The sequence below is a fragment of the Aliiroseovarius sp. B-4 genome (genome assembly GCF_056857795.1).
On sequence record NZ_JBSXNV010000040.1, the window covers coordinates 85,302 to 108,654 of the forward strand.

The 23,353-nt window shown below is 57.8% G+C and carries 23 protein-coding genes; 11 read left to right on the top strand and 12 right to left on the bottom strand.

Annotated elements, in window-relative coordinates; translation table 11 throughout:
• Positions 1 to 10: 10 nt before the first annotated feature.
• On the top strand, positions 11 to 841 hold the full coding sequence (locus AC13C8_RS14285; protein WP_091431092.1) for an amino acid ABC transporter permease: 831 nt from the start codon (positions 11 to 13) through the stop codon (positions 839 to 841).
• Complete coding sequence (locus AC13C8_RS14290; RefSeq protein WP_482847967.1) at positions 841 to 1,569, top strand: amino acid ABC transporter ATP-binding protein; 729 nt, start codon at positions 841 to 843, stop codon at positions 1,567 to 1,569. Before AC13C8_RS14285 ends, AC13C8_RS14290 begins: the two co-directional genes overlap by 1 nt.
• A 21-nt stretch (positions 1,570 to 1,590) precedes the next feature.
• Here AC13C8_RS14290 and AC13C8_RS14295 read toward each other — a convergent pair whose 3' ends face one another.
• The 11 genes from AC13C8_RS14295 to AC13C8_RS14345 all read right to left on the bottom strand — a co-directional run bounded on the left by AC13C8_RS14295 (position 1,591) and on the right by AC13C8_RS14345 (position 11,097).
• Positions 1,591 to 2,211, bottom strand: a complete 621-nt coding sequence (locus AC13C8_RS14295; RefSeq protein WP_482847968.1) for a YdeI/OmpD-associated family protein — start codon at positions 2,209 to 2,211, stop codon at positions 1,591 to 1,593.
• Positions 2,212 to 2,249: 38 nt separating this feature from the next.
• Positions 2,250 to 2,429, bottom strand: a complete 180-nt coding sequence (locus AC13C8_RS14300) for a hypothetical protein (protein WP_482847969.1) — start codon at positions 2,427 to 2,429, stop codon at positions 2,250 to 2,252.
• Between the two features lie 122 nt (positions 2,430 to 2,551).
• Positions 2,552 to 3,346, bottom strand: a complete 795-nt coding sequence (gene iolB / locus AC13C8_RS14305) for a 5-deoxy-glucuronate isomerase (RefSeq protein ID WP_482847970.1) — start codon at positions 3,344 to 3,346, stop codon at positions 2,552 to 2,554.
• Positions 3,339 to 3,581, bottom strand: coding sequence for a hypothetical protein (locus AC13C8_RS14310; protein WP_482847972.1), 243 nt, complete (start codon positions 3,579 to 3,581; stop codon positions 3,339 to 3,341). The genes iolB and AC13C8_RS14310 overlap by 8 nt, the downstream gene beginning before the upstream one ends.
• 247 nt (positions 3,582 to 3,828) lie before the next feature.
• Positions 3,829 to 5,187 carry an aminotransferase gene (locus tag AC13C8_RS14315; RefSeq protein WP_482847973.1) on the bottom strand — a complete coding sequence of 453 codons (1,359 nt, stop codon included), beginning with the start codon at positions 5,185 to 5,187 and terminating at the stop codon, positions 3,829 to 3,831.
• 92 nt (positions 5,188 to 5,279) lie between these two features.
• A complete protein-coding gene (locus tag AC13C8_RS14320) occupies positions 5,280 to 6,116 on the bottom strand; it encodes a helix-turn-helix transcriptional regulator (RefSeq protein WP_482847974.1) in 837 nt (278 codons plus the stop codon).
• Between the two features lie 18 nt (positions 6,117 to 6,134).
• Complete coding sequence (locus AC13C8_RS14325) at positions 6,135 to 7,166, bottom strand: histone deacetylase family protein (RefSeq protein WP_482847975.1); 1,032 nt, start codon at positions 7,164 to 7,166, stop codon at positions 6,135 to 6,137.
• Between the two features lie 61 nt (positions 7,167 to 7,227).
• The gene (locus AC13C8_RS14330) at positions 7,228 to 8,256 is read right to left on the bottom strand and encodes an extracellular solute-binding protein (protein WP_091431108.1); all 1,029 of its coding nucleotides are present in this window, start codon (positions 8,254 to 8,256) and stop codon (positions 7,228 to 7,230) included.
• Between the two features lie 20 nt (positions 8,257 to 8,276).
• Entirely contained in the window at positions 8,277 to 9,083 is an 807-nt protein-coding gene (locus tag AC13C8_RS14335) for an ABC transporter permease (protein WP_177179346.1), read from the bottom strand.
• Positions 9,080 to 10,006 (bottom strand): ABC transporter permease, encoded by a 927-nt coding sequence (locus AC13C8_RS14340; protein ID WP_482847976.1) that lies wholly within the window; start codon positions 10,004 to 10,006, stop codon positions 9,080 to 9,082. The genes AC13C8_RS14335 and AC13C8_RS14340 overlap by 4 nt, the downstream gene beginning before the upstream one ends.
• Positions 10,006 to 11,097, bottom strand: a complete 1,092-nt coding sequence (locus AC13C8_RS14345) for an ABC transporter ATP-binding protein (protein WP_091431113.1) — start codon at positions 11,095 to 11,097, stop codon at positions 10,006 to 10,008. Before AC13C8_RS14345 ends, AC13C8_RS14340 begins: the two co-directional genes overlap by 1 nt.
• A gap of 332 nt (positions 11,098 to 11,429) precedes the next feature.
• On the opposite strand from AC13C8_RS14345, the gene AC13C8_RS14350 reads away from it, so the two are divergent.
• From AC13C8_RS14350 to AC13C8_RS14385, 8 genes are all read left to right on the top strand, one after another.
• A complete protein-coding gene (locus AC13C8_RS14350) occupies positions 11,430 to 12,707 on the top strand; it encodes a flavin-containing monooxygenase (protein ID WP_482847977.1) in 1,278 nt (425 codons plus the stop codon).
• 83 nt (positions 12,708 to 12,790) lie between these two features.
• Positions 12,791 to 13,207: a RidA family protein gene (locus AC13C8_RS14355; protein ID WP_091431116.1), complete on the top strand. Its 417-nt coding sequence runs from the start codon at positions 12,791 to 12,793 to the stop codon at positions 13,205 to 13,207.
• 4 nt (positions 13,208 to 13,211) lie between these two features.
• On the top strand, positions 13,212 to 13,886 hold the full coding sequence (locus AC13C8_RS14360) for a DUF1028 domain-containing protein (RefSeq protein WP_482847978.1): 675 nt from the start codon (positions 13,212 to 13,214) through the stop codon (positions 13,884 to 13,886).
• Positions 13,887 to 13,901: 15 nt separating this feature from the next.
• Positions 13,902 to 15,398 (top strand): aldehyde dehydrogenase, encoded by a 1,497-nt coding sequence (locus AC13C8_RS14365; RefSeq protein ID WP_482848180.1) that lies wholly within the window; start codon positions 13,902 to 13,904, stop codon positions 15,396 to 15,398.
• Positions 15,399 to 15,428: 30 nt separating this feature from the next.
• Positions 15,429 to 16,367 carry a LysR family transcriptional regulator gene (locus tag AC13C8_RS14370; RefSeq protein ID WP_482847979.1) on the top strand — a complete coding sequence of 313 codons (939 nt, stop codon included), beginning with the start codon at positions 15,429 to 15,431 and terminating at the stop codon, positions 16,365 to 16,367.
• Positions 16,368 to 16,464: 97 nt separating this feature from the next.
• Positions 16,465 to 18,534 carry an oxidoreductase gene (locus tag AC13C8_RS14375; RefSeq protein WP_482847980.1) on the top strand — a complete coding sequence of 690 codons (2,070 nt, stop codon included), beginning with the start codon at positions 16,465 to 16,467 and terminating at the stop codon, positions 18,532 to 18,534.
• A gap of 60 nt (positions 18,535 to 18,594) precedes the next feature.
• Complete coding sequence (gene argE, locus AC13C8_RS14380) at positions 18,595 to 19,728, top strand: acetylornithine deacetylase (protein ID WP_091431123.1); 1,134 nt, start codon at positions 18,595 to 18,597, stop codon at positions 19,726 to 19,728.
• Positions 19,729 to 19,874: 146 nt separating this feature from the next.
• Complete coding sequence (locus AC13C8_RS14385; protein WP_482847981.1) at positions 19,875 to 20,030, top strand: hypothetical protein; 156 nt, start codon at positions 19,875 to 19,877, stop codon at positions 20,028 to 20,030.
• Positions 20,031 to 20,214: 184 nt separating this feature from the next.
• Here the strand turns inward: AC13C8_RS14385 and AC13C8_RS14390 are convergent, their stop codons facing one another.
• Entirely contained in the window at positions 20,215 to 20,526 is a 312-nt protein-coding gene (locus AC13C8_RS14390; RefSeq protein WP_091431124.1) for an ETC complex I subunit, read from the bottom strand.
• A 574-nt stretch (positions 20,527 to 21,100) separates the two neighbouring features.
• On the opposite strand from AC13C8_RS14390, the gene uvrB reads away from it, so the two are divergent.
• Complete coding sequence (uvrB, locus tag AC13C8_RS14395; protein WP_482847982.1) at positions 21,101 to 23,275, top strand: excinuclease ABC subunit UvrB; 2,175 nt, start codon at positions 21,101 to 21,103, stop codon at positions 23,273 to 23,275.
• The last annotated feature ends 78 nt before the right edge of the window (positions 23,276 to 23,353 follow it).

The window sequence follows — 23,353 nt, forward strand, 5'->3', positions numbered from 1 at the left end:
GACACGTTCCATGAAAACCACAAGCGCGGGCCTTACGGCCCGCCAAATCTATGAACAGAAGGCGCGGCGCAAATCGGTGGCGGTGGCGACGCTTAGCACTGTTGTTGTGATGGTCCTGATCGTCATCCTTCTGCCGATGACACCGGGCTGGGATCGTGTGCGCAGCAGCTTCTTTGATTGGGACATTCTTGCAAAGACTTTCCCATCGCTGTTGTCCGCCTTTCGCTGGGATGTTGCCATTTTCCTGTGGTGCACGCCCGCCATCGCCTTTCTTGGTCTGTTCATCGCGCTGTGCCGCGACGCACGCGCACCTGCGCTGTTTCCGCTGCGGGTGTTCGGCGTGCTCTACACCGACATTTTTCGCGGCGTCCCTGTTATCCTGATCGTGTTTCTGATCGGCTTCGGCGTGCCCGGCCTTGGCCTGCAACGTCCATGGAACAGCCCTTATATCTGGGGCTCGCTTGCGTTGATCCTGACCTATTCTGCCTATGTGGCCGAGATCTTCCGCGCCGGCATCGAAAGCGTTCATGAAAGCCAGCGGGCCGCGGCCAAATCGCTGGGCCTGTCGCATTCCGACATCATGCGCTTTGTGGTTCTGCCGCAGGCAATCCGCCGTGTCGTGCCCGCCAACATGAACATGCTGGTAGCGTTGCAGAAAGACGTGGCGCTTCTGTCCTTCATCGGCCCGGTAGAGCTGTTGCGCCAAGCCGGTGTGCACAAATCGCTTCTGGCGAATTTCACGCCCTATGTGGGGGCTGCAATCATCTTCCTTGCCGTGACCATTCCCGTCACGCGATTTGCCGACTATCTGATCGCGAAACAGAACAAGGCGCGCAGTTGATGTCCATTCTTCGCCTGTCAAACGTCACCAAATCTTTCGGCCCGACAGAGGTGCTGCGCGGTATTGATCTGGACGTCAATGAAGGCGAGATGATCTGCCTGATCGGCGCGTCCGGGTCGGGCAAGTCCACGCTGTTGCGCACAATCAACCTGCTTGAGCCGATTGACGAGGGCGAGATCTGGTTTGACGGCCACGACATCTCACTGCCGGGTGTCGCCCCGCAACCCATTCGCCGCAAGATCGGTCTGGTTTTTCAAAGTTTCAACCTGTTTCCGCATATGACCGCAGTCGAAAACGTGCTGCTTGCGCCATCCCGTGTATTCAAACGGTCAAGGAAAGATCTGTTGCCGGACGTGACACAGCTGTTTGAACGGTTCAACCTGAGGGACCGCATGAATGCCTATCCGGATCAATTGTCGGGTGGTCAGCAACAGCGTGTCGCCATTGTCCGTGCACTGGCGATGCTGCCCAAAATCATGCTGTTTGACGAAGTTACCTCGGCCCTGGACCCGGAATTGGTCAGCGAGGTGTTGGAAACGCTGTTGAAGCTGAAAGCCCAGAATATGACGATGATCCTTGCCACCCATGAAATGGGATTTGCCAGGGAAGCTGCCGACAGGGTCTGTGTTCTGGATGGCGGCAAAATCATCGAGACCGGCACACCGGATCAGATTTTCAACGCCCCGCGAACGAAACGCGCGAAAGAGTTTCTGGCGTCGGTCTTGTGAAACGCGCCAGCAGACGGCTTGTCACCTTTCATTCGCGCCTTTGCCCAGTATGATATTGTCGCGAAACCGGTCAATACGTGCAAGTCGTGTTGCGGATTGTTTCGCAGCGCCGAGGTTGATCACATAGCTTCGCTGCCGTCCTGGCGTCAGCGCATCAAATGCGGCGGCAAGTTCGGGATCGGCCGCCAGAACCTCAATCAGTTCGTCCGGCAACTCAAATGTCGTATCTGTTCTGGGGGGATTAACGCCCGCATCCGCGTAGGATACCGCCTCGGCCAGATATGAACGAATAACAGCATTCATCTTGGCAACCTGCGCGGTGGCGGTGAACCTGATAAGGCAGGGATTCTGAGTATTTGGCCCCGGTTTCTCAAGCACATGTTGCGGATCTTTCATCAGCGCAGCGTTGAAGAAGGTCAGGCGGAAATCGCTTCGAAAGGCGCCGATGATGGCGATGTTGCGATCACCCCTAAGATAGCATGGATGGCCCCATTTCACGCGCTCGGTCAGGCCAACATCACGACACAGGCGGCGCAGGTCGCGCAAGCCGTTGGCCCAAACCTGTGTTGAACAGTCAAGCGTCTCAAAACGTTTGCAACGCCCGCATCCTTTCGCGAAGTAGTCTTCGATATCTGTGATCATGCTCGCCGACCCGATGCCAGTCCGTGCTGCGGTTCAGGCTACAGTGAAAGGTCCCAAGGACGCAATTCCTGACATGGGACATAAGAGACGCCCTGAACCACCGCCGCCGAGTGCGGGAGGTTCAAAAAGATCATCAGGGCCAGGATGATCGACAACACGGCAGATGCGACCATGATCGAGCGGAACGGATGACATTCGGACCGGAAAGCCAAGATCATGCGCGCCGCCCGGCCACCATCAACAAGATTGCAATCGTATAGGCCAGGGTCAGCGCCTTGACATAGGGCGTTTTAGCAGGCGGGTGTAGCCACAGGCTTTCTGCCATTTCTCCACATGGCGCTCACATCAAGTGCTCAACCTCGGGAGCTGCCACGAAGCGCCAATTTCGGCGCGGTCCTGCCATGACGTTAAGATAGTACATCTCGAAGCCGTGAGGCGCGCCGCACGGGTGGTGTCCTTTGGGAACGCAGACGACCTCGTGGTCATGGACGGCCATGGTTTCATCAAGCCCTAGATCATCGGTATAAACGCGCTGGACACCAAAGCCATTGGCGGGGTTGAGCCGGTGGTAGTAGGTCTCTTCCAAATAGGTGATGCGCGGGAAGTCGTCCTCGTCATGCCGATGGCTTGGATAGGAGGACCAGTGGCCGGCGGGCGTAAACACTTCTGTGACCAGCAGACTGTCGCAGTAATCTTCAGCTTCCATGGCTATGTTGTTGATGAAGCGAGTATTGGTACCCTCACCTCGTTTGGTCAGGGTAATGCCGTCGGGGCCGATGCGCCGTGCCTTGTGGCCCGAGTTGCCGGGTGCCTTGCAGATGGCGATGGTGGCGTCGGTGGTGCATTCCAATGCCCAGTCGCTGTCATTGGGCACATAAAGGCAATGCGGCGCGGTTTTTTCAAAAACATTCATGCGCGTGCCCAGCTCCCCCCAATCGGTGCCTGCGGCGGTGAACTTTGCCTTGCCTTCGATCATCACCAAGATCACCTCGGTTGATCCGGTGGCCTCGGCCGCAGTCTCACCCGCGCGCAGGCGATAAAGGTCGAACCCCACATAACGCCAACCCGCGCTTTCAGGGGTAATCTGGTGCACCTTGCCATGGGTGCCGAAGGGGCGTTTCAACAGGTCAGGCATTTCTGTCTTCATTTTCTGCTGTCTGGGTCCAGCGAATAAAGAACTGGTGTGCCGTATAAAGTCCGGCCGCCCCGAAAATCACGGCGAAACCGACAGAACCGAACGCAAGCTCCACCAGCGCCCATCCCAGGCAGATCGCAACGACGACAACACGCCGCCACAACGGGTTGAAGAATGGCACGTGTAGATCGAACATGTGCTCCCTTTCGATCACTCTGGTCTCGCGGGCCAACATTTACACGCGGCCAGACAGAGCGTTTGACAGAGTCGCGGGTTACACAGATGGGGTCCGGTTCGGCCGCGCTTGTATCCGACTGGTATTGCCGGGACTCTTGGTGCTCAAAGATTGTGTACTCTTTTCGACAGCAACACAACGCTGCGTTCTGGGACGATAAGAACCAGTCTGGTCGCACGCCTCGTATCCTACATATCCAGCCGTAAAAACGTTCATTCGTCAGGGTGATCAAGCGCTTTCGACATCTCTAAATTGAACTGATGGCGCGACCCAGAACAGAGAATATTTTTCCGATCTCTTCTTTGTTGATCACGAGAGGTGGGGAGAGGATGATTTTATCTCCGACCGGTCGCACGATAACACCTTCATTAACACAATTCTTGAACACGTTCGCGCCTGCCTGTTTGGTGATCGGAAAGGCTTTTTTGCTTGCTTTGTCTTCCACCAATTCGATTGCCAGCATCAGCCCATGCCCCCGAACATCTCCGATATGATCAAGCGATTTCAACCTTTGGGCAGAAGACTGGAAATGGTCGCCCATCATGCGCGCATGGCCCAACAGGCCCTCGCGCTCGATGATCTCGACATTTGTCAGGGCGGCGCGGCACGCCAATGGGTGCCCGAAATAGGTCAGACCCATCGAGAAAACACCGCCTTCGCATTGCGGACGGCTGATTACGTCGTAGATCTCGTCCGAAATCAGCGTCACCCCCAACGGGACATACCCTGATGTGATCCCTTTGGCACTGACCAGAATATCCGGCTGATAATCGAACACATCCTCCGATGCGAACCAGTGGCCCAAACGACCGAACGCAGTCACGACCTCGTCTGCAATATAAAGAATGTCGTGGCGTTTGCAGACCTCCCACATGCGGCGATGATAGCCGTTGGGTGCGATCAATACGCCCCCTGCTCCCATAACCGGCTCTGCAATGAAGGCCGCGACATTGTCCGGACCCAACTGCTCGATCCGGTTTTCGAATTCCCGCACCAGATAATCACAATATGCCTCTTCACTCACGTCATCAGGCTTGGCATACATGTTGGCTGCCGAGACGTGGTTGATAAAGTGCTCGCCCACTTTGTCGAAGCTCATCTTGGTGGCGTGGATGCCGGTCAACTCCGCCGCGACATAGGTCGCCCCGTGATAGGCATCATTCCGCGAGATGATCTTCTTCTTTCGATGCTGCCCTTTCATGGTGAAATAGTAATGCACCAACCGAATGGCCGCGTCGTTGGCGGTGGACCCGCCCGTCGTGTAGTAAACGTGGTTCAGATCGCCTGGCGCGTGCGAGGCCAACCATGCGCCCAACTCCGCAGCCGGTTCATTGGTCGAGTGGCCAAACGGGTTGTAATACTGCATCTGCATGACTTGATCCGAAATCGCATCCGCCATCTCGCGTCGTCCATGTCCGATATTCACACACCATAGCCCGGCAATGGCATCCAGAAGTCGGTTGCCGTCACTGTCAGTGACATACATGCCCTTCGCGCCCGTGATGACCTGACTGCCCTCGTCCTTGAAGCTCGCAAAATCGGTGTAGGGATGCAGCACATGTGCCTTGTCCTTTGCCCATGCTGAATTTGCATCTTGTGTGGCCATGGCGAGGGTTCCTTTGCCTGAAACGGTTCTCGTTAAATTACAGCAGCCTGCCACTGCGGGTCAGTCACCCCTAGGGGGTACTGGCAATGGCGTCAGGTCTGCGTGGCGTCGAGATAGGCCAGCGGATCACCCGTCGCCGTCGCGGGCATCCGCCGCAAAGCTGTCAAAAACAGCGACAAAAGCTCGCCCTGGCTGGCAACGCCCAGCTTGGCATAGATGCGCTTACGATGAACCTTGATGGTTTCCGGGCTGTTGTCGAAGCTGATCGCGATGGATTTCGAGGAATGGCCTTGCAGGATCATCCGCGCAATCTGGCCCTCGCGCGGGGACAGGGTCGAACTGCCAAACGCTTCGAACGCGCGATCCAGGTGGGCGGCCAGTCGACCGGTGCCGTCAACGCGATCAGGCGTCAGAACGGTCCAATGGCGCCGTGCCAAGGCACCGATTGCGGGCAGACAGGCACGAAGCCGCACCACTTGCAAACGCGACGTGCCGCGAACGCCCAAGGACAGAAACAGCGCGGCCTGATCCGTCAGGTGCAGCATCACCCCGCATTCGTCGCGCAGCTTTACCGCACGAAAGAACTTCGCATAATATTCCGAGCGTCGAAAATCGTCCGGGGCAATATCGCCAAGCCCATCGACACGGTCCCCCGTTTTCGCCTGAAACAGCTTGTAGAACGGGTCGAGCACGAAGGCGACGTCCAGGTAAAGCGCAAGAGCCTCAAGTGTATCGGGATCGCTGCGGGTCGAATAAATCTCGGCCGGTCCGTCCGCATCGAAAAACGCAGTAAGATATGCTGCATCTGCACCAGCAAGGCCCGCGCAGAAGGCACAGAAATGTGCTGGAAATTCCGCCGTCCCGACATGCTTGATCGCAGCGGTCAGCCGGATAATGTTGTCTGGTGTCAGTTTCACGTTTTGGGTCACAGGCGGCAGCTTGCCGGATTATGCCCCGTCTTCAAACCCCTGAAGCACATTCACTGCGTTTATCCCGATCTCAGCAATGTCATAGCCGCCTTCCATCACAAAAAGTGTGGGCAAGCCTAGCCCCGCAATATCGCCGCCATAGGCCATAAAATCATCCGAGGTCAGTTTGAAAAAGCTGATCGGATCGGTTTCAAACGTATCGACGCCAAGCGAGATGATCAGAACGTCGGGTGCATAATCTTTGACCCGCGCCAGCGCATCCGCCAGCCTTGCGCGCCACGTCGCGAAATCAGTGCCAGGCGGCAAAGGATAGTTCACGGTGAAACCTTCGCCCCTGCCACTGCCAACCTCGTCCGCGTGGCCCAGAAAATGGGGGAACGCATCCATCGGGTCGCCATGGATCGACAGAAACAACACATCGTTGCGCGTGTCAAAAATGTCCTGCGTGCCGTTCCCGTGGTGAAAATCCACGTCCAGGATCGCGATGCGCTTGGCACCTTTGTCCAGCAGATGCTGCGCCGCAATCGCGGCGTTGTTCAGGAAGCAGTAGCCGCCGAACATGTCAATGGCTGCGTGATGACCCGGCGGGCGGCACAGCGCAAAGACCGAGGTCGCGCCTTGGCGGATACGCTCTGCCCCGGTCAGCGCCACCTGAGCCGAGGCATAGGCCGCGTCCCAAGTCCCGTCCGAAATCGAGGTCTCGCACGCCAGGGCATAGTATCCCATCCGGCCTTCGATATGTGTGGGGATACGGGTGGACATGCGGCGGGCGGGCCAGACGGTGGTCATCGCTTCGCCCTGAAACCCTTCGGCCACCCACTCCGTCCACGCGGTTTGAAGAAAGTCAACGAAACCCGCTTCATGAACGGCAAGGATCGGGTTCATCCCGAAGTCATCGGGGTCGGACACCGGACCCAGATCAACCTTGCGCACGCGCTCAATGATATATTCCGCCCGCGAGGGGCGTTCGAACGGTTCGACAAGTTGACCACCAAAAAGCTCGGTCTTTGAGTTTCTAAGGCGGTGCTTTTCCGTAAAAATCGTTTCCATGTTTACCCCCTTCAAGCAAAAGGGCGGCCCTGCCGGCCGCCCTCAATCCAGACGATCAAGCTTACTTTTTCACGTTGGTCCAGATCTGGTCATAGACTGCTTGCGTGGCTTCGTCACAGACCTCGATGAAGACCCCCGGGCCGGCTTCTGAGGGTGGGTTGGCCTCGGGCAACGTGGCCAATTCCGGGTCAAGGAACTCACCCACGCCACTGACGCCTGCGCCATAACGCGCATAGTTCGACACCGCAGCGATGTTTTCAGGTTGAAGCAGGAAATCCATGAATTTCAGTGCGTTGTCGCGGTTTGGCGCATCTTTCAAAAGCACAACATTGTCCATCCAGACCACATAGCCCTGGCTCGGGAACGCATATTTCAGCGATGCTTTTTCCGCCCGCGCCTTGGCCCCGAATCCGTCATAGATCATGCCCACGGCCACGTCGCCCGACACCATCACTTCCTTCGCGGTATCCGAGTTGAACGAGGCCCAGTTTTCCTTGGCACTCATCAACATCTCGTTCAGCGCCTTCAACTGCTCGCGGTCGGACGAGCATTGCGGAATGCCCATGTGAAGCGATGCCAGCGCCATCACCTCGCCCTGGCTGTCCAGCATGTTGATCTTGCCTGCAAGCTCTGCCGGTGGGTTGAACAGAATATCGGTTGTGTTGATGTCACCACCATAGACCTCGGTATCCACCGAAAACGCGGTCGAGCCCCACTGATATGGAATCGAATGGGTGCGGCCGGGGTCAAAGCTGGGGTCGGCCCATTCAGGTGCTATGTTGCCCTTGTTGGCAAGCTCGCCGTCCGCAATGGTGTCCAGAAGCCCCTCGCCCGCCATGATCGCAACCATGTAATCGCCGGGCACCGCCACGTCATAGGTGCCCATGCCACCAGCCTTGAGCGAGGCCAACATCGCCTCGTTGCTGTCGTAGGTGTCCATGGTGACGTTGATACCGGTTTCCGCCGTGAACTTGTCCAAAAGCTCCTGCGGCATGTATTCGAACCAGTGATAGACGACCAACTCGCCTTCCGCGGTGGCGGCATTGGCCATCAAGGCCAGCGCCATGGCAGATTGTGTCAGAAGTTTCATATTGTTAGCTCCCTGCTAAGTTATTTTGTGTTGTCCGATTTCGATACGAAATAGGAAATCGTCACCATCACGATCGAGACGCTGAGCAGCATTGTCGAAATCGCCATGATGTTGGGCTTGAGCCCTTGTTTCACCGATCCAAAAATCGCCGTGGGCAGGGTTTCGACCCCCGCGCCCTTGACGAAATTGGTGATGATGAAATCGTCGAGGCTGACGATGAACGCCAGAAGGAACCCCGAGATGATGCCGGGCATCATCAACGGCAGCAGCACCCGGCGGAACGCCTGCGCCTTCGAGGCATAAAGATCCATCGCTGCCTGTTCATAGGTATCCTCGATCCCCTGCATCCGGGCCTGAATGGGCAGGTAGGCGAAGGGGATACAGAAGGCGATATGTGCCACAAGAATGGTCAGGTATCCGCGGGTGAACCCGACCGAGTTATAGAAGATCAACAAGGCGACCGCGGTCACGATCTCGGGCACCATAAGGGGCAAGCTGATCAAACCCAGCGAGGCTGTGCGCAAGCGGAACTTGCCGCCGCGCACAATGGCTGTCGCCGCAGATGTTGCAATCGTGGTCGATATGGTTGCCGCCACGATCGCGATGGTGAACGAATTGATCGCCGCCTGTTTGAACTTGCCACTTTCCGGCCCGACAAACACATCCGCATACCAGCGCAGCGATAGCCCCTCCCAAACCGTGATGGATTTCGACGCGTTAAAGGAATAGACCGTCACGACGACCAGCGGGGCATAGAGGATGACCAGACACAGCAAAGTCATGAGCTTGAAACCGGGATAGGTTTTCACGTCAGTCTTGGCGCTCATGATATTGCCTCCGCCTTGCGTTGCTGACGGGCGAAGATCAAAAGAATGATCAGAACCATGGTCAGCAAGATCATCGAGGCGGCGGCACCGAAGGGCCAATTGCCTGCGTTGCCCTTGAACTGCTCTTCAATCAGCGAGCCGATCATGAAGTTCTTGGCGCCGCCCAGAAGATCCGGCGCAAGAAAAGCACCCAGCGAAGGGACGAAGACCAGGATACAACCTGCGATCACGCCGGGTTTCACCGCTGGCAGAAGGACGCGGCGCAGCGTGACCCATCTGGTGGCGTAAAGGTCCGCCGCCGCTTCGCTGAGGGCGAAGTTATAGCGTTCGACCGAGGCATAGATCGGCAGCACCATGAACGGCAGATAGCTGTAGAACAGGCCAAGCTGCACAGCGAGATTGGTGTTGATGATATGCAGTGGGTTGTCGATCAGGCCGATATTGATCAGAAAATCGTTCAGCGGCCCCTGATCGCGCAGAAGAAACTTCATCGACACGGTGCGAATGAGCAGATTCACCCAATAGGGAATGGTGATCAGAAACACCCACATTGCGCGTGACTTTTCAGGCCGGGTTGCGATGAAATACGCGGTCGGGAAGCCGATCAGAAGCGATAGAACGGTCGCAAGGCCTGCCTGCCAGATCGAGCGCCAGAAGATCACGATATAGGTCCATTCTAGTTTCGGGGCATCATCCCCAAACAACCCCCGATCAAAGAAGAACTGGTCATAGGCGGACAGCGAAAACTCCCAAATCACGCCGCCCCTGAATTCCTTGGTCAGGAACGAATAGACCAGCATCATGATGACCGGGACCAGCACGAAAATGCCAATGACGACCCAGCTGGGCAGCAGAAGCCAATTGCGCGCCTCGGCATATGTGTCCGAGGCGGCGGAACCGCCAGATGCAGCACCGGCAGCCACTAGTCCACCAACAGGCGCGCCGAGCCTGCCTCCATGTTGACATAGACCTCGGCGCCCGGATCAAAAATGCGCTTTATGCCGCGATCCGAGTTAGACGTGCGAACGGTGAAATCCGGCCCTTCATGCAGGTCGATCATCGTGGTGATGTCGGTGCCAATAAAAATGTTTTCGACAACCGTGCCTTTCAGGCTTTCCGATTCAGTGGGCTCCTCGGACAGAAACAAGCGCTCCGGGCGCACCGACATATGCACTCTAGAGCCGACGCTTACCTCGTCGACCGCGTTACAGGTCAGCTCGTGACCGCCGCCCAGATGACAGATGGCGCGCCCATTGTTGATGGCGTCCACCGACACTTCCAGCAGATTGGTTTCACCGATGAAGTCGGCCACGAACATATTGCGCGGGCGTTCATAGATGTCCTTGGGGTCGCCCAATTGCTGCATGCTGCCGGCTGACATCACCGCGATGCGATCCGACATGGTCAGTGCTTCTTCCTGATCGTGGGTGACGAAAATGAAGGTGATGCCGGTTTCGCGCTGTATGTGCTTCAACTCGATCTGCATGGATTTGCGCAGTTTCAGGTCAAGCGCCGACAGCGGCTCGTCCAAAAGCAGCACTTTCGGCGATGGCGCAAGCGCGCGGGCAAGAGCCACGCGTTGTTGCTGGCCGCCGGACAGTTGCGACGGTTTGCGCGCTGCAAACTGCGTCAGCTGCACAAGCTCCAGCATCTCGCCAGCTTTACTGCGGGCATCAGATTTGGACGCGCCGCGCATCTCAAGCCCGAACCCGACATTGTCCAGCACGGTCATATGTGGAAACAGCGCATAGTTCTGGAAAACAGTGTTCACGGGTCGATGGTGCGGCGGCAGGGAGACGATCTCGTCTCCGTAAAGGAAAATGGCGCCCTCGGTCACATCCTCGAACCCTGCGATCATCCGCAGAAGCGTTGTCTTGCCGCAGCCTGATGGTCCAAGCAGTGTGAAAAACTCGTTGTCACGGATACCGAGTGATATTTTTTGCAAGGCTGTAAACTCGCCATAGCGCTTCACCGCGTCGCGGACATCCACTGCGATCTGGGTGCCGTCATTCATTTTGAGCTCTCCGTGCTTCCGGAAAACCCTAGCGTTCGCAATGGTATCATGTCGTGTCCCCCGGATGGGGGATGGCAATGTTCGCGCATTGTGACCTCCGAGTCTCTGCTTCAAGGTAGAGGCACAGACCCCGCACAAAAATTCGTATCTTGCGAAGTTTGGCTTAGGCACAACCTTTTCAATATCTGCGATGATTAGTCGTGGCCTAATCAAAGCTGATGGAGATCGTTCTTTTCCATACAGCACCTCATGTCAAAGTAGAGCGAACGCCGAACATGGTGCGACGCTGTCCACACCTGCGCGCCCATCTGCACAGATTGAGAGGATTTATTATGCCTGTTGAGACGATAGACACGCTTGTTGTTGGCGGCGGTCAGGCCGGTATCGCCCTGAGCGAACACCTGGGAAACAGCGGTGTCCCTCATCTGGTGCTTGAGAAAAACCGGATCGCCGAGGCGTGGAGGTCGGGCCGCTGGGACGCCTTGGTTGCCAATGGCCCCGCGTGGCACGACCGGTTTCCCAGTCTTGAGTTCAAAGGCTGTGATCCGGACGAGTTCGTGACCAAAGATCGGGTTGCGGACTATCTGGAAGAATACGCGCAGATGGTAAATGCCCCGATCCGCACCGGGGTCGAGGTGTTGCAGGCCGAACGTCTTGGCGACCGTGCAGGCTTTCGGGTCGAAACCTCGGACGGTGTGATCGAAGCCAAACGGATCGTTGCCGCCACCGGCGCGTTTCAACATCCGGTGATCCCACCGATCGTGCCCAAACAGGCCGGGGTCGATCAGATTCATTCGTTTTATTACAGGAACCCCTCGCGGCTCTCGGACGGAGCGGTGTTGGTGGTCGGTGCGGGATCATCGGGGGCGCAGATCGCAGACGAGCTGAACCGCGCTGGCCGCAAGGTGTTCCTGTCTGTCGGGCCGCATGACCGCCCGCCGCGCCGCTATCGCGGGCGCGACTTCGTTTGGTGGCTGGGCGTTCTTGGTCTGTGGGACATGTCTGCGCAAAAGCCTGGGACGGAACATGTGACGATCTCGGTCAGTGGAGCTTACGGTGGCCTGACCATGGATTTCCGCCGACTGGCGAGCGAAGGCGTCACCCTTCTGGGCCTGACCGATCGTTTTGAGAACGGGACATTGAGCTTTCGTGATGATCTGCAACGCAATATCGCAGCCGGTGACGCCAATTATGACGAGATGCTGGACGCCGCAGACGCTTACGTGGCGCGCACGGGCCTTGAGCTTCCCGAAGAACCGGAAGCGCGCGAGATGTGGCCCGACCCCGATTGCCTGACCAACCCGATTCGGTCGATTGACCTTGCAAAAGAAAGTATCACCACGATCATCTGGGCCACTGGCTTTCGGCAGGATTTCAGCTGGATGAAGTTTGACGCGTTTGATGACAAAGGCGCGCCGATCCACCAGCGTGGAGTCTCGGTTGTGCCGGACGTCTATTTCCTGGGCCTTCCGTGGCAGTCGCGTCGCGGATCCACCTTCCTGTGGGGGGTCTGGCATGACGCAAAACACATCGCCGATCAGATCGCCACACAACAGGCCTATCTGGACTATGACGGCATGGCCGCGCCGATACAGTCAGCCGCGCAATAAAGTGAAGCAATCGGGATCAGAAATGGTCAAGGATTACATCGTCCACTACGCCCGCCCGACATTGACACCTGACAGGAGCCCCCATGGCCCATACCCGCATTCGTAAATTCAACACGTCGGACACCTATCCGGAACAGAACCTCGACAACGATCTGTGTCAGGCCGTCGTCACCCACGGCGGCAAGACAGTCTGGCTGCGCGGGCAGTGCCCGCAGAACCTTGATGACGCTGTGAGCATCGACAGTCACGACCCGGTCGAGCAGACCCGCAAGGTCATGCAAAACATCAAACAACTGATCGAAGAAGCGGGCGGAACGATGGAGCATCTTGTGAAAGTGGTCGTCTATATCACCGATGTGCGCCACCGCGAGGATGTCTATCGCACCATGGGCGAATATATCAAAGGCGTGCATCCCGTCTCGACCGGGTTGGTGGTGCAGGCCCTGGCACGGCCCGAATGGCTTGTGGAAATCGACGGCACCGCCGTCATACCGGAGTGACCGCATGACCTTTTCCCTTGTCGCCCGCTGCGCTGATACCGGCATGTTTGGCGTGGCCATCTCGTCTTCCTCGCCCGCCGTCGCCGCGCGCTGCGCGTATGCGCGGGCAGGCGTTGGTGCGGTGGCCTCACAGAACGTGACCGACCCGACACTTGGCCCCTTGGCGCTTGACCTGATGCAAGGCGGCATGAGCGCGGGCGAAGCGATTGCGGGGGTCAAAGACCTTGGTAAACATATCGAATACCGGCAGGTTCTGGCAGTAGACAAACAGGGCGCAACGGCGATCCATTCGGGCCCGAACAGCCTTGGCATCTGGACACAAGCGCAAGGGCAGGATGTCGCCTCGGGTGGCAATCTTCTTGCCAATGACGGCGTGCCGCAGGCCATCGTGGACGGATTTCTATCCAGCACGGGTCATCTGGGTGATCGCTTGATTGCCGCGATGCGCGCAGGTCTGGCCGCGGGTGGCGAAGCCGGCCCGGTGCATTCGGCGGGCATGATGCTGGTTGACAAGGTGGCGTGGCCGGTGGCCGACCTGCGCTGCGACTGGACCGAGGACTGCCCGATCGAGGCGGTCGCCACCGCCTGGGACATCTACAAGCCGCAATTGGACGCCTATGTCCAACGCGCGCTCGACCCGCGCGAGGCGCCATCTTACGGCGTGCCGGGCGACGATTAATCAAGGGGTGACATGATGTTGGACTATAGCTTTGAAGATTGGAAATCCCGCGCCGCGGCGCTGAGCTTTCGCAATCAGGCCTTCATTGACGGCAAATTCGTCGATGCGGTGTCAGGCAAGACCTTTGACAGCATCAACCCGGCAACGGGCGAGGTGCTGACCCCGGTCGCCGAATGCGATGCGGCAGATGTGGATCTGGCCGTCGCCGCCGCGCGCAAATCTTTCGAGGCCGGATCATGGTCCCGCACGGCCGCCGGGGATCGCAAGGCAGTGTTGTTGAAACTGGCCGATCTGATCCGGGAAAACCTTGAAGAAATGGCGCTTTTGGACAGTCTGGACATGGGCAAACTGGTCACGGATGCCGCAACCATTGACGCGCCGGGGTCTGCGCATTTCTTCCAATGGTATGCCGAAGCAATTGACAAGATTTATGATGAGGTCGCCCCCACCGGCCCCGGTGATCTGGCACTGGTGTCGCGCGTGCCCCTTGGTGTGGTTGGTGCGGTGACACCGTGGAACTTCCCTTTGGACATGGCCACCTGGAAGTCGGCAGCAGCACTTGCGGCAGGTAACTCGGTGGTTCTGAAACCCGCCGAGCAATCGCCGCTTTCCGCCCTGCGTCTGGCTGAACTTGCGTCCGAGGCGGGGTTGCCTGACGGGGTTCTGAACGTTGTGCCGGGCTTTGGCCACACCGCCGGGCAGGCGCTTGGCTTGCATATGGATGTGGACTGTCTGGCCTTCACCGGGTCAACCGCCATTGGCAAGAAATTCATGGAGTATTCGGGCCAGTCGAACCTGAAACAGGTCTGGCCCGAAACTGGTGGCAAAAGCCCCAACCTGATCTTTGCCGATTGCGAAAATCTGGACACGGCGGCGGACATGGCGGCCTTCGGCATTTTCTTCAATCAGGGCGAGGTGTGCTCGGCCAACTCGCGGCTTTATGTCGAACGTGGGGTCAAGGACGCCTTTGTCGAAAAAATGATTGCGCGGGCCGAAGCGATGCAACCGGGCGACCCCTTGGACCCTGCCGCCAAAATGGGCGCCATCGTGGACGAGAAGCAGACCGAGAACATCATGCGCTTTGTCGAAGGTGGCAAGAAGACCGCAAATCTCGTGGCTGGTGGCGCGCGTGCCTATGTCGATGGCAAGGGGTGCTTTGTGCCGCCCACGATTTTTGACGATGTGCGCCACGACGATCCTCTGGCGCGCGACGAAATATTCGGCCCTGTCCTGTCGATCATCCCGTTCGATACGGAAGACGAGGCGGTCACGATGGCCAATGACAGCGTCTATGGTCTGGCCGCATCGGTCTGGACCGACAATTTAAGCCGCGCGCTCAGGGTGTCTGACAAGCTTTTTGCTGGGACCGTATCGGTCAATACGGTGGATGCGCTTTCCGCGCAGACGCCCTTTGGCGGGATGAAGCAATCGGGTTTCGGGCGTGATTTGTCGCTGCACAGCTTTGACAAATATACCGCGCTCAAGACCACGTGGATCAAGTATAAAGCTTGAACCCCTTGAACCGTCGGGCATAATCGCACGATGGCTTTGCGGTTCACTCTTCGTCAGTTGGAATATTTCGTCGCCGTGGGCGAGGAAGGCTCGATCTCGCAGGCCAGCGAACGGGTGAACGTCTCATCGCCCTCGATCTCGGCTGCAATCTCGCAGTTGGAAGACGAGTTTGGCCTGCCCCTTTTCGTGCGCAAACACGCCCATGGGCTAAGCCTGACGCAAGCCGGGCGCCAGTTCATGGTGCAGGCCAAGAAAGTGCTGGTCGAGGCCGAGGCGTTGAACCGCCTGGCGGGGGATATTTCCGGCAATGTTCAGGGTCCGCTGAACATCGGCTGTCTGGTGACGTTCGCGCAGATGCTTTTGCCTGCAATCCGACGCCAATTCGAACTGACCTATCCGGACACCCGCGTCAGCCAGATTGAAACCGACCAACTGAACTTGATCGAACGGCTTCGCCGCGCGCAGATCGACGTGGCATTGTCCTATGATCTCGAGATACCGCCTGACCTTGAATTCGTACCCCTACGCACATTGCCACCCTATGCCATGGTGCCCGAAGGCCACCCCCTCGCGCGGCAAAACGAGGTCGATATCGAAGAGCTTCTGGACTATCCGATGGTGCTGCTCGACCTGCCGCTGAGCAGCGATTATTTCCTGAGCTTCTTCGATCAGACCGGGCGCAAACCCAAGATTGTCGAACGCACCCGTGATATGGCGGTGATGCGGTCGCTGGTGGCCAACGGGTTTGGTTATGCGATTGCCAATATCCGCCCCTTCTCTGACCTTTCCCCCGATGGGCGGCGGCTGGTGTTCATTCCGTTGAAAGGTGAACAGCGCCCCATGCGACTGGGCCTGATCATCCCCGAAGGCGCGCGCAATGTGTTGACCGTCAACGCCTTCATCACCCATGCCTCCGAGGTGATCTGCGGTTGGAATTACCCGGGTCAGGCCATCGACGCCGGGGCTTAACCCCAACCTAACCCACGCTTTCGCAACCTCGACTTTTACCTAACCCGATCATCTGTCACGCTGGCCGGACAACGCGATCCTGACAGGAGAATGAAACGTGCGCGACAAACGCTATGACGTCCTTTTCGAGCCCATGCAGATCGGGCCGGTGACCGCCAAGAACCGGTTCTATCAGGTGCCCCATTGCAATGGCGGCGGGTATCGCGATCCGTCTGCGGCGGCCGAGATGCGGCGCTCCAAGGCCGAAGGCGGCTGGGGCGTGATTTTCACCGAACAGACCGAGATGCACCACACCTCGGAAATCACCCCGTTCATCGAACTGCGCCTGTGGGAAGACAAAGATATCCCAATGCTGCGCAAGATGTCCGAGCGGATGAAGGAATATGGCGCGCTTGCGGGGATCCAATTGGCCTATTCGGGCGTCAATGGACCGAACCTTTATACGAAAGAGGTGCCGCTGGCGGTATCCGCCCAACCCATCCGCACCTTTACCAACGACCCTGTGCAGGCGCGCGCGCTGGACAAAAGCGATATCCGCGATCTGCGCCGCTGGTTCGTGAACGCAGCGAAACGGTCGCAAGACGCGGGCTTTGACCTGATCTGCCTTTACGGCGCGCATGGGTTCGGCATCTTCCAACACTTCCTGAGCCGCGCAACCAATCACCGTACGGATGAGTATGGTGGCAGTCTTGAAAACCGGTCGCGCTTCGTGAACGAGGTGATCGCCGACATCAAGGACGCTGTTGGCGACTCGATGGGCATCACACTGCGCGTGTCGCTGGACGAAACCATCGGAGAGCTTGGCTTTTCAAACGCCGAAGTGCGCGAGTTCGTCGAAATGAACCGCAACCTGCCTGACCTTTGGGATCTGGCGCAAGGCACGTGGGAAGATTGCTCGGGTCCGTCCCGCTTCAAGGAAGAGGCCGCACAGGAACAACTGGTCAAGGGCATTCACGAGCTGACGGACAAGCCCATCGTCGGTGTCGGGCGCTTCACCAGCCCCGACGTCATGGCCAAGATGGTGCGCACCGGCACGCTGGATTTCATCGGTTGCGCCCGCCCTTCGATTGCAGACCCCTTCCTTCCGAAGAAAATCGAGGAAGGCCGGGTCGAAGACATCCGCGAATGTATCGGCTGCAACATCTGCATCACTGGCGACATGACCATGTCGATCAGCCGCTGCACCCAGAACCCCACCTTCATGGAGGAATGGCGCAAGGGCTGGCACCCGGAACGAATGAACGCCAAGGGCGACAGCTCGAACGTGCTGGTCGTCGGCGCGGGTCCTGCCGGGCTTGAGGCAACGCGCGCCTTGGCCGCGCGTGGCTATGACGTGGCCCTGGCCGAATCCGGCACCGCCATCGGGGGGCGTGTCTCCCGCGAACGGTTGCTGCCCGGCCTGTCGGCCTGGGGCCGCGTGGTGGACTACCGCGAATATCAGATCGGACAAAAACCCAATGTCGAAACCTATTTCGACAGTGAATTGGATGCCGAGAGCATTTTGGAGTTCGGGTTCGAAAATGTCTGCATCGCGACCGGGGCCAAGTGGCGCCGCGACGGGGTTGCGCGGCAGCATGTGATCCCCTTTCCGACGGACGCGGCCATGCCGCTCTATTCCCCCGACGACCTGATGGATGGGGCAGCCCCCTCAGGTCACGTGGTGATCTATGATGATGACCACTACTATATGGGTGGCGTGATGGCCGAGCTATTGATCCAGAAAGGTTGCACGGTGACACTGGTGACACCCGCCGCCTATGTCAGCGAATGGACACTGAACACGTTGGAGCAGCACGAAATCCACCGTCGTCTGGTTGGAATGGGCGTTGTAATCGAACTGAACCGCGGCGTCATGTCCATCGGCAAGGATCATGTCGAAACCAATTGTATGTTCACTGACCAGCGGCGGGCGATTGAATGTGATGGCGTGTTGCTCGTTTCGTCCAAACTCGAAAACAACAGCGTTTACAACGACCTGAAGGCACGCGAGGCCGAGTGGGCAGATGCGGGCATCAAGTCAGTCAAACTGATCGGTGACGCCAATGCACCCGGCCCAATTGCATGGGCCACCTATGCGGGCCACCGCTATGCACGTGAACTGGACAGCGAGGATATTGGCGACGCGCTGCCCTTCCGCCGCGAAATTACCGCGCTGGCCGTGGATTGAACGCGCCTGTTCCTTTCCCCGCAGATCGGTCAGGATACAGGTGCCGAAGAAAGAGGCGATATGGACCGCACACTCGACATTCTTGAGCGGCTGGTTGGGTTTCCGACTGTCAGCGCCGACAGCAATCTGGACCTGATCGACTATGTTCAGAACCTTCTGCACATGGCCGGGTTCGCGGTAACGCGCATCCCGTCACCCTGCGGCAAGAAGGCCGGGCTGTTTGCCCGGATCGGACCCGGCGATGGTGGCATTTGTCTGTCGGCGCATACCGATGTTGTCCCGGTGGCAGGGCAGGACTGGTCCAGCCCGCCTTTTGCGCTGACCCGGCGGGCAGACCGGCTTGTCGGGCGGGGCACCACGGATATGAAAGGGTTTCTGGCCTCGGCCCTTGCGCTGGCCGAGCAGGCGCAACACACCCCACTTTCGGCACCCCTGACCCTGTCGATTTCCTATGATGAAGAGGTCGGCTGCGTCGGTATTCGCGACATGATGTCCACCCTCGCGCCACTCCTGGGCAGGCCGCGCATGGTGATTGTTGGCGAACCGACCTCAATGCAGGTGGCGACGGGGCACAAGGGCAAGGTCGCGCTGCGCGTCGATTGCCTCGGCCAGTCGGGCCATAGCGCTCTGGCGCCGAACTTCGTGAACGCAATCCACGTGGCCGCAAGTTTTGTTGACGAGATGCGCGCCCTTCAGGAGGAATTGGCCAAGGGGCCAACGGACGACGCCTATGACATCCCCTGTTCGACCGTGCATGTCGGGCGGATCACCGGGGGCAAGGCGTTGAACATCGTGCCAGACCTTGCGCAGATCGAAATGGAGTTTCGCCATCTGGCCAACCTTCCTGTGCAAAGCATTCGCGCCCAAATTCAACAATCGGCTGATAAAGTCGGCAAGATGTTTGGTAATGCAAACGCGGTCAGGATTACCGAGGGACCTGCCTATTTCGGGTTGGATACGTCGCGTGATGCCCCCGCAGTTGATCGTGCTTTGTCCTTCGCCGCGACCGATCAAGTCACAAAGGTTGCTTTTGGTACCGAGGCCGGTTTTTTCGCGGAACTGGGTTTGGATACTGTGGTTGTCGGCCCGGGTAATATGGCGGCCGACGGGCACAAACCCGACGAGGGTTTAGCTCTTTCCGAGCTTCAGGCCTGCGATGCCATGATGACTCGCGTGTTGCTGGATCTTGGTTGAACAGTATCGAACGTGTGGACGATGAAATGACGTTGCGCGGATGCCCTCATCGGACGACGTGGCAGATTGCTTTACAGGTGACAACCCCTTGCATCGCACCGTCGAAACAGACCAAGGACCGCAAATCACCCGCAAAACCGCGGTTGATGAGAGATCTGGTGAATGATGGTGCAACTATCTTCCGCCCGCAGCTCATTGTGCTGAAGTCGCACAATCACCGGACGGTAAAGTTCAAGCGCATCTTTGGTGCCTTGTCGCCGCCCTCTTTCCTCTCCGTTCCTCGAAACATTCGCTGCGAATGATGGATCGTGTGAGATCAATCGGAATGACTCTCTGTTCAACACAGACAAAGAAGGCGACCCGGTCGGTCACCTATGACTCCAACTATTGTGTGCGCTTCGGCCACGAGACCAACCTATTGATCCGGGCGGTGTTTCGCAGGAACTTTACCCCGATTTCGAGACAGCTTTGACCCGATTCACAGTGTCAGTGGGTCCAGGGGCCGCGACGATTGGTGGCAAAATTGTCCCCATAGCCGCCGGAACGGATGTTCGGCCGACGCTTGTGCGGTTCTTGAACAATGGCTTCGATACCGCGTTCACGGGCATAGTTCAGAGCAGCCTCTTTCGTATCAAATTTCAGCCGCACCTGGCTTTGTGTATCCGACGAACTGGTCCAACCCATCAATGGATCCACGTCTCGCGCCTCATCCGCAGCATATTCCAGCAGCCAAACCTTTGTTTTAGCCTGCCCTGAAGTCATGGCGTTACGAGCGGGTTGATAGATACGTGCGCGCATCTGGGATCTCCTTGAAAGCCTGAGCGGTTTATCAGGGATGCGTGGATGTAATTCAAGCAAAATTGGAATTCGATGCCGGCAGCAGCACCAGTGGCTTCCAGCCCAACTGCGGGCCGGAAGCGCATCGTGAGTGGTGGTTTTGAGAAATCAGAGTGGCTGCCGGTAGCTCCGAGGGAGCGAGGGGTGGGGTGGGTGTATCGTCGCCACCGGCAGTCCGTTCTGCTGCTTGCAAGACAAACCTAGCGTGATGTCCAAGCGCGAGCAAGAGCTAAAAACACTTTTAGTTGCATATTTTGAAGAAAAAATAGCCGATTATATATTTTTTCTTCTTTATTTTCTGATGTTTAGATAGCCGAGATCAAAAAGGGGCCTTACGCTCCTCTTTTCACTGGTGCAACCTATGGTTGCCTACTGGTAAATGCCTTCACATATCCGAAGGCCACTATCTGAACCCTATAGTCCGAAATGCAGGCATTTCGCTCAATTCGCTAATTATGGGGAGGGAAAGGTAAAGTAATCCTTACCTCTTGAAGAAGAACAAAATGTGACCATTCTAATGCGCGGAAGGATTCGCATGACCCACAGCCCGCTGACCAACCCGACGCTTGCCCCAACCGCCCGTCCCAAACTTGAGGGCGGCAAGCGCTTTGTCATGCATACCCCCTTCAAAACCGCGGGCGATCAGCCCACGGCCATCGCTGAACTGGTGGGCGGTATAAAATCTGGTGAACGCGATCAGGTGCTGTTGGGCGCGACCGGCACCGGCAAGACCTTCACCATGGCCAAGATCATTGAAGAAACCCAGCGCCCCGCGATCATCCTTGCCCCCAACAAGACCCTTGCCGCCCAGCTTTATGGTGAGATGAAAGGGTATTTCCCCGACAATTCGGTCGAATATTTCGTCAGTTACTATGATTATTATCAGCCCGAAGCTTATGTCGCGCGATCTGACACCTTTATCGAGAAAGAAAGCCAGATCAATGAACAAATCGACCGGATGCGCCATTCGGCCACGCGGGCACTTCTCGAACGTGATGATGTGATTATCGTGGCTTCGGTCAGCTGCATCTACGGCATCGGCTCACCCGAAACCTACACCGCCATGACGCAGGACATCACGGTCGGCAAAGACTATGACCAACGATCGGTCATGCGTGATCTGGTGGCCCAGCAATATAAACGCAATGACAACGCGTTTCAGCGTGGATCGTTTCGGGTGCGTGGCGACAGTCTGGAAATCTGGCCCAGCCATTTGGAAGACCGCGGCTGGCGGCTATCCTTCTTTGGGGAAGAGCTTGAAGCCATCACCGAATTCGATACATTGACCGGAGCGAAGACGGACACACTTGAGAAAGTGCGCGTCTACGCAAACTCACACTACGTCACGCCCACGCCGACGCTGAAACAAGCGATCCAGAACATCAAGCAAGAGCTTGCCGTGCGGCTGATCCAGTTCGAAGAAGAAGGCAAGCTGCTGGAAGCCCAACGCCTTGAACAGCGGACCAAGTTTGATCTTGAAATGCTAGAGGCCGCCGGCTTCTGTAACGGCATCGAAAACTATTCGCGTTACCTGACAGGCCGCGCGCCGGGTGAACCGCCCCCTACGCTGTTTGAATATATCCCAGACAATGCCATCGTCTTTGCCGATGAAAGCCATGTCTCCGTGCCACAGATCGGCGGCATGTATCGGGGCGACTATCGCCGAAAATTCACGCTGGCCGAACATGGCTTCCGCTTGCCATCTTGCATGGACAACCGTCCGTTAAAATTCGAAGAATGGGATGCGATGCGCCCGCAATCTATCTTCGTGTCCGCCACGCCGTCCAGTTGGGAGCTGGAACAAACTGGAGGGGTCTTTGCCGAACAAGTGATCCGTCCCACCGGCCTTGTGGATCCTGAAGTCGAAATTCGCCCCGTGGACATGCAAGTCGATGACCTGCTCGACGAGGTGCGCAAGGTCGCCGCGCGCGGCATGCGAATATTGGTCACAACCCTGACCAAACGCATGGCCGAAGACCTGACCGAATACCTGCACGAACAGGGGATCCGCGTGCGCTACATGCACTCGGATATCGACACGATCGAACGCATTGAAATCCTGCGCGACCTGCGCCTTGGCGCCTTTGACGTGCTGGTCGGTATCAACCTGCTGCGCGAAGGTCTCGACATCCCGGAATGCGGTCTGGTCGCCATTCTGGACGCGGATAAAGAAGGGTTCCTGCGCTCGGAAACCTCACTCGTGCAAACCATCGGCCGCGCCGCGCGCAATGCCGAAGGCCGCGTCATCATGTATGCGGATCGCATCACCGGCTCGATGGAGCGTGCGCTGAACGAAACCAACCGGCGGCGTGAGAAACAGAAAGCCTATAACAAGCTGCACGGCATCACGCCGGAGACCGTGAAAAAGAATGTCGATGACGTGTTGTCCGGTCTGTACGACGGCGACACCGACATGTCACGCGTCACCGCCACCATCGACAAACCGATGATCGGGGACAACCTGATTGCGCATCTTGAGGGCCTGAAAGCCAAAATGCGCAAGGCCGCCGAAAACCTCGAATTCGAAGAAGCCGCCCGCCTGCGCGACGAGGTTCACCGCCTGGAAGCCGTCGAACTCGCCATCGCCGATGACCCCCTCGCCCGCCAATCCGCGATCGAGGCGGCAGGCGACGCCGCCCAGAAAGCAAAAGGGCGTTCAACCGCGGGGAAACCGGGCCAGCGGGCGGGGCGCAACCGGCGCGGTCGCTAGGTCCGACACGCCAACTCGGAGTTCTCCAAACCTTCTTCTGGCCCAAAATATCCTGGGGTGAATGCGCGCAAGCGCAGA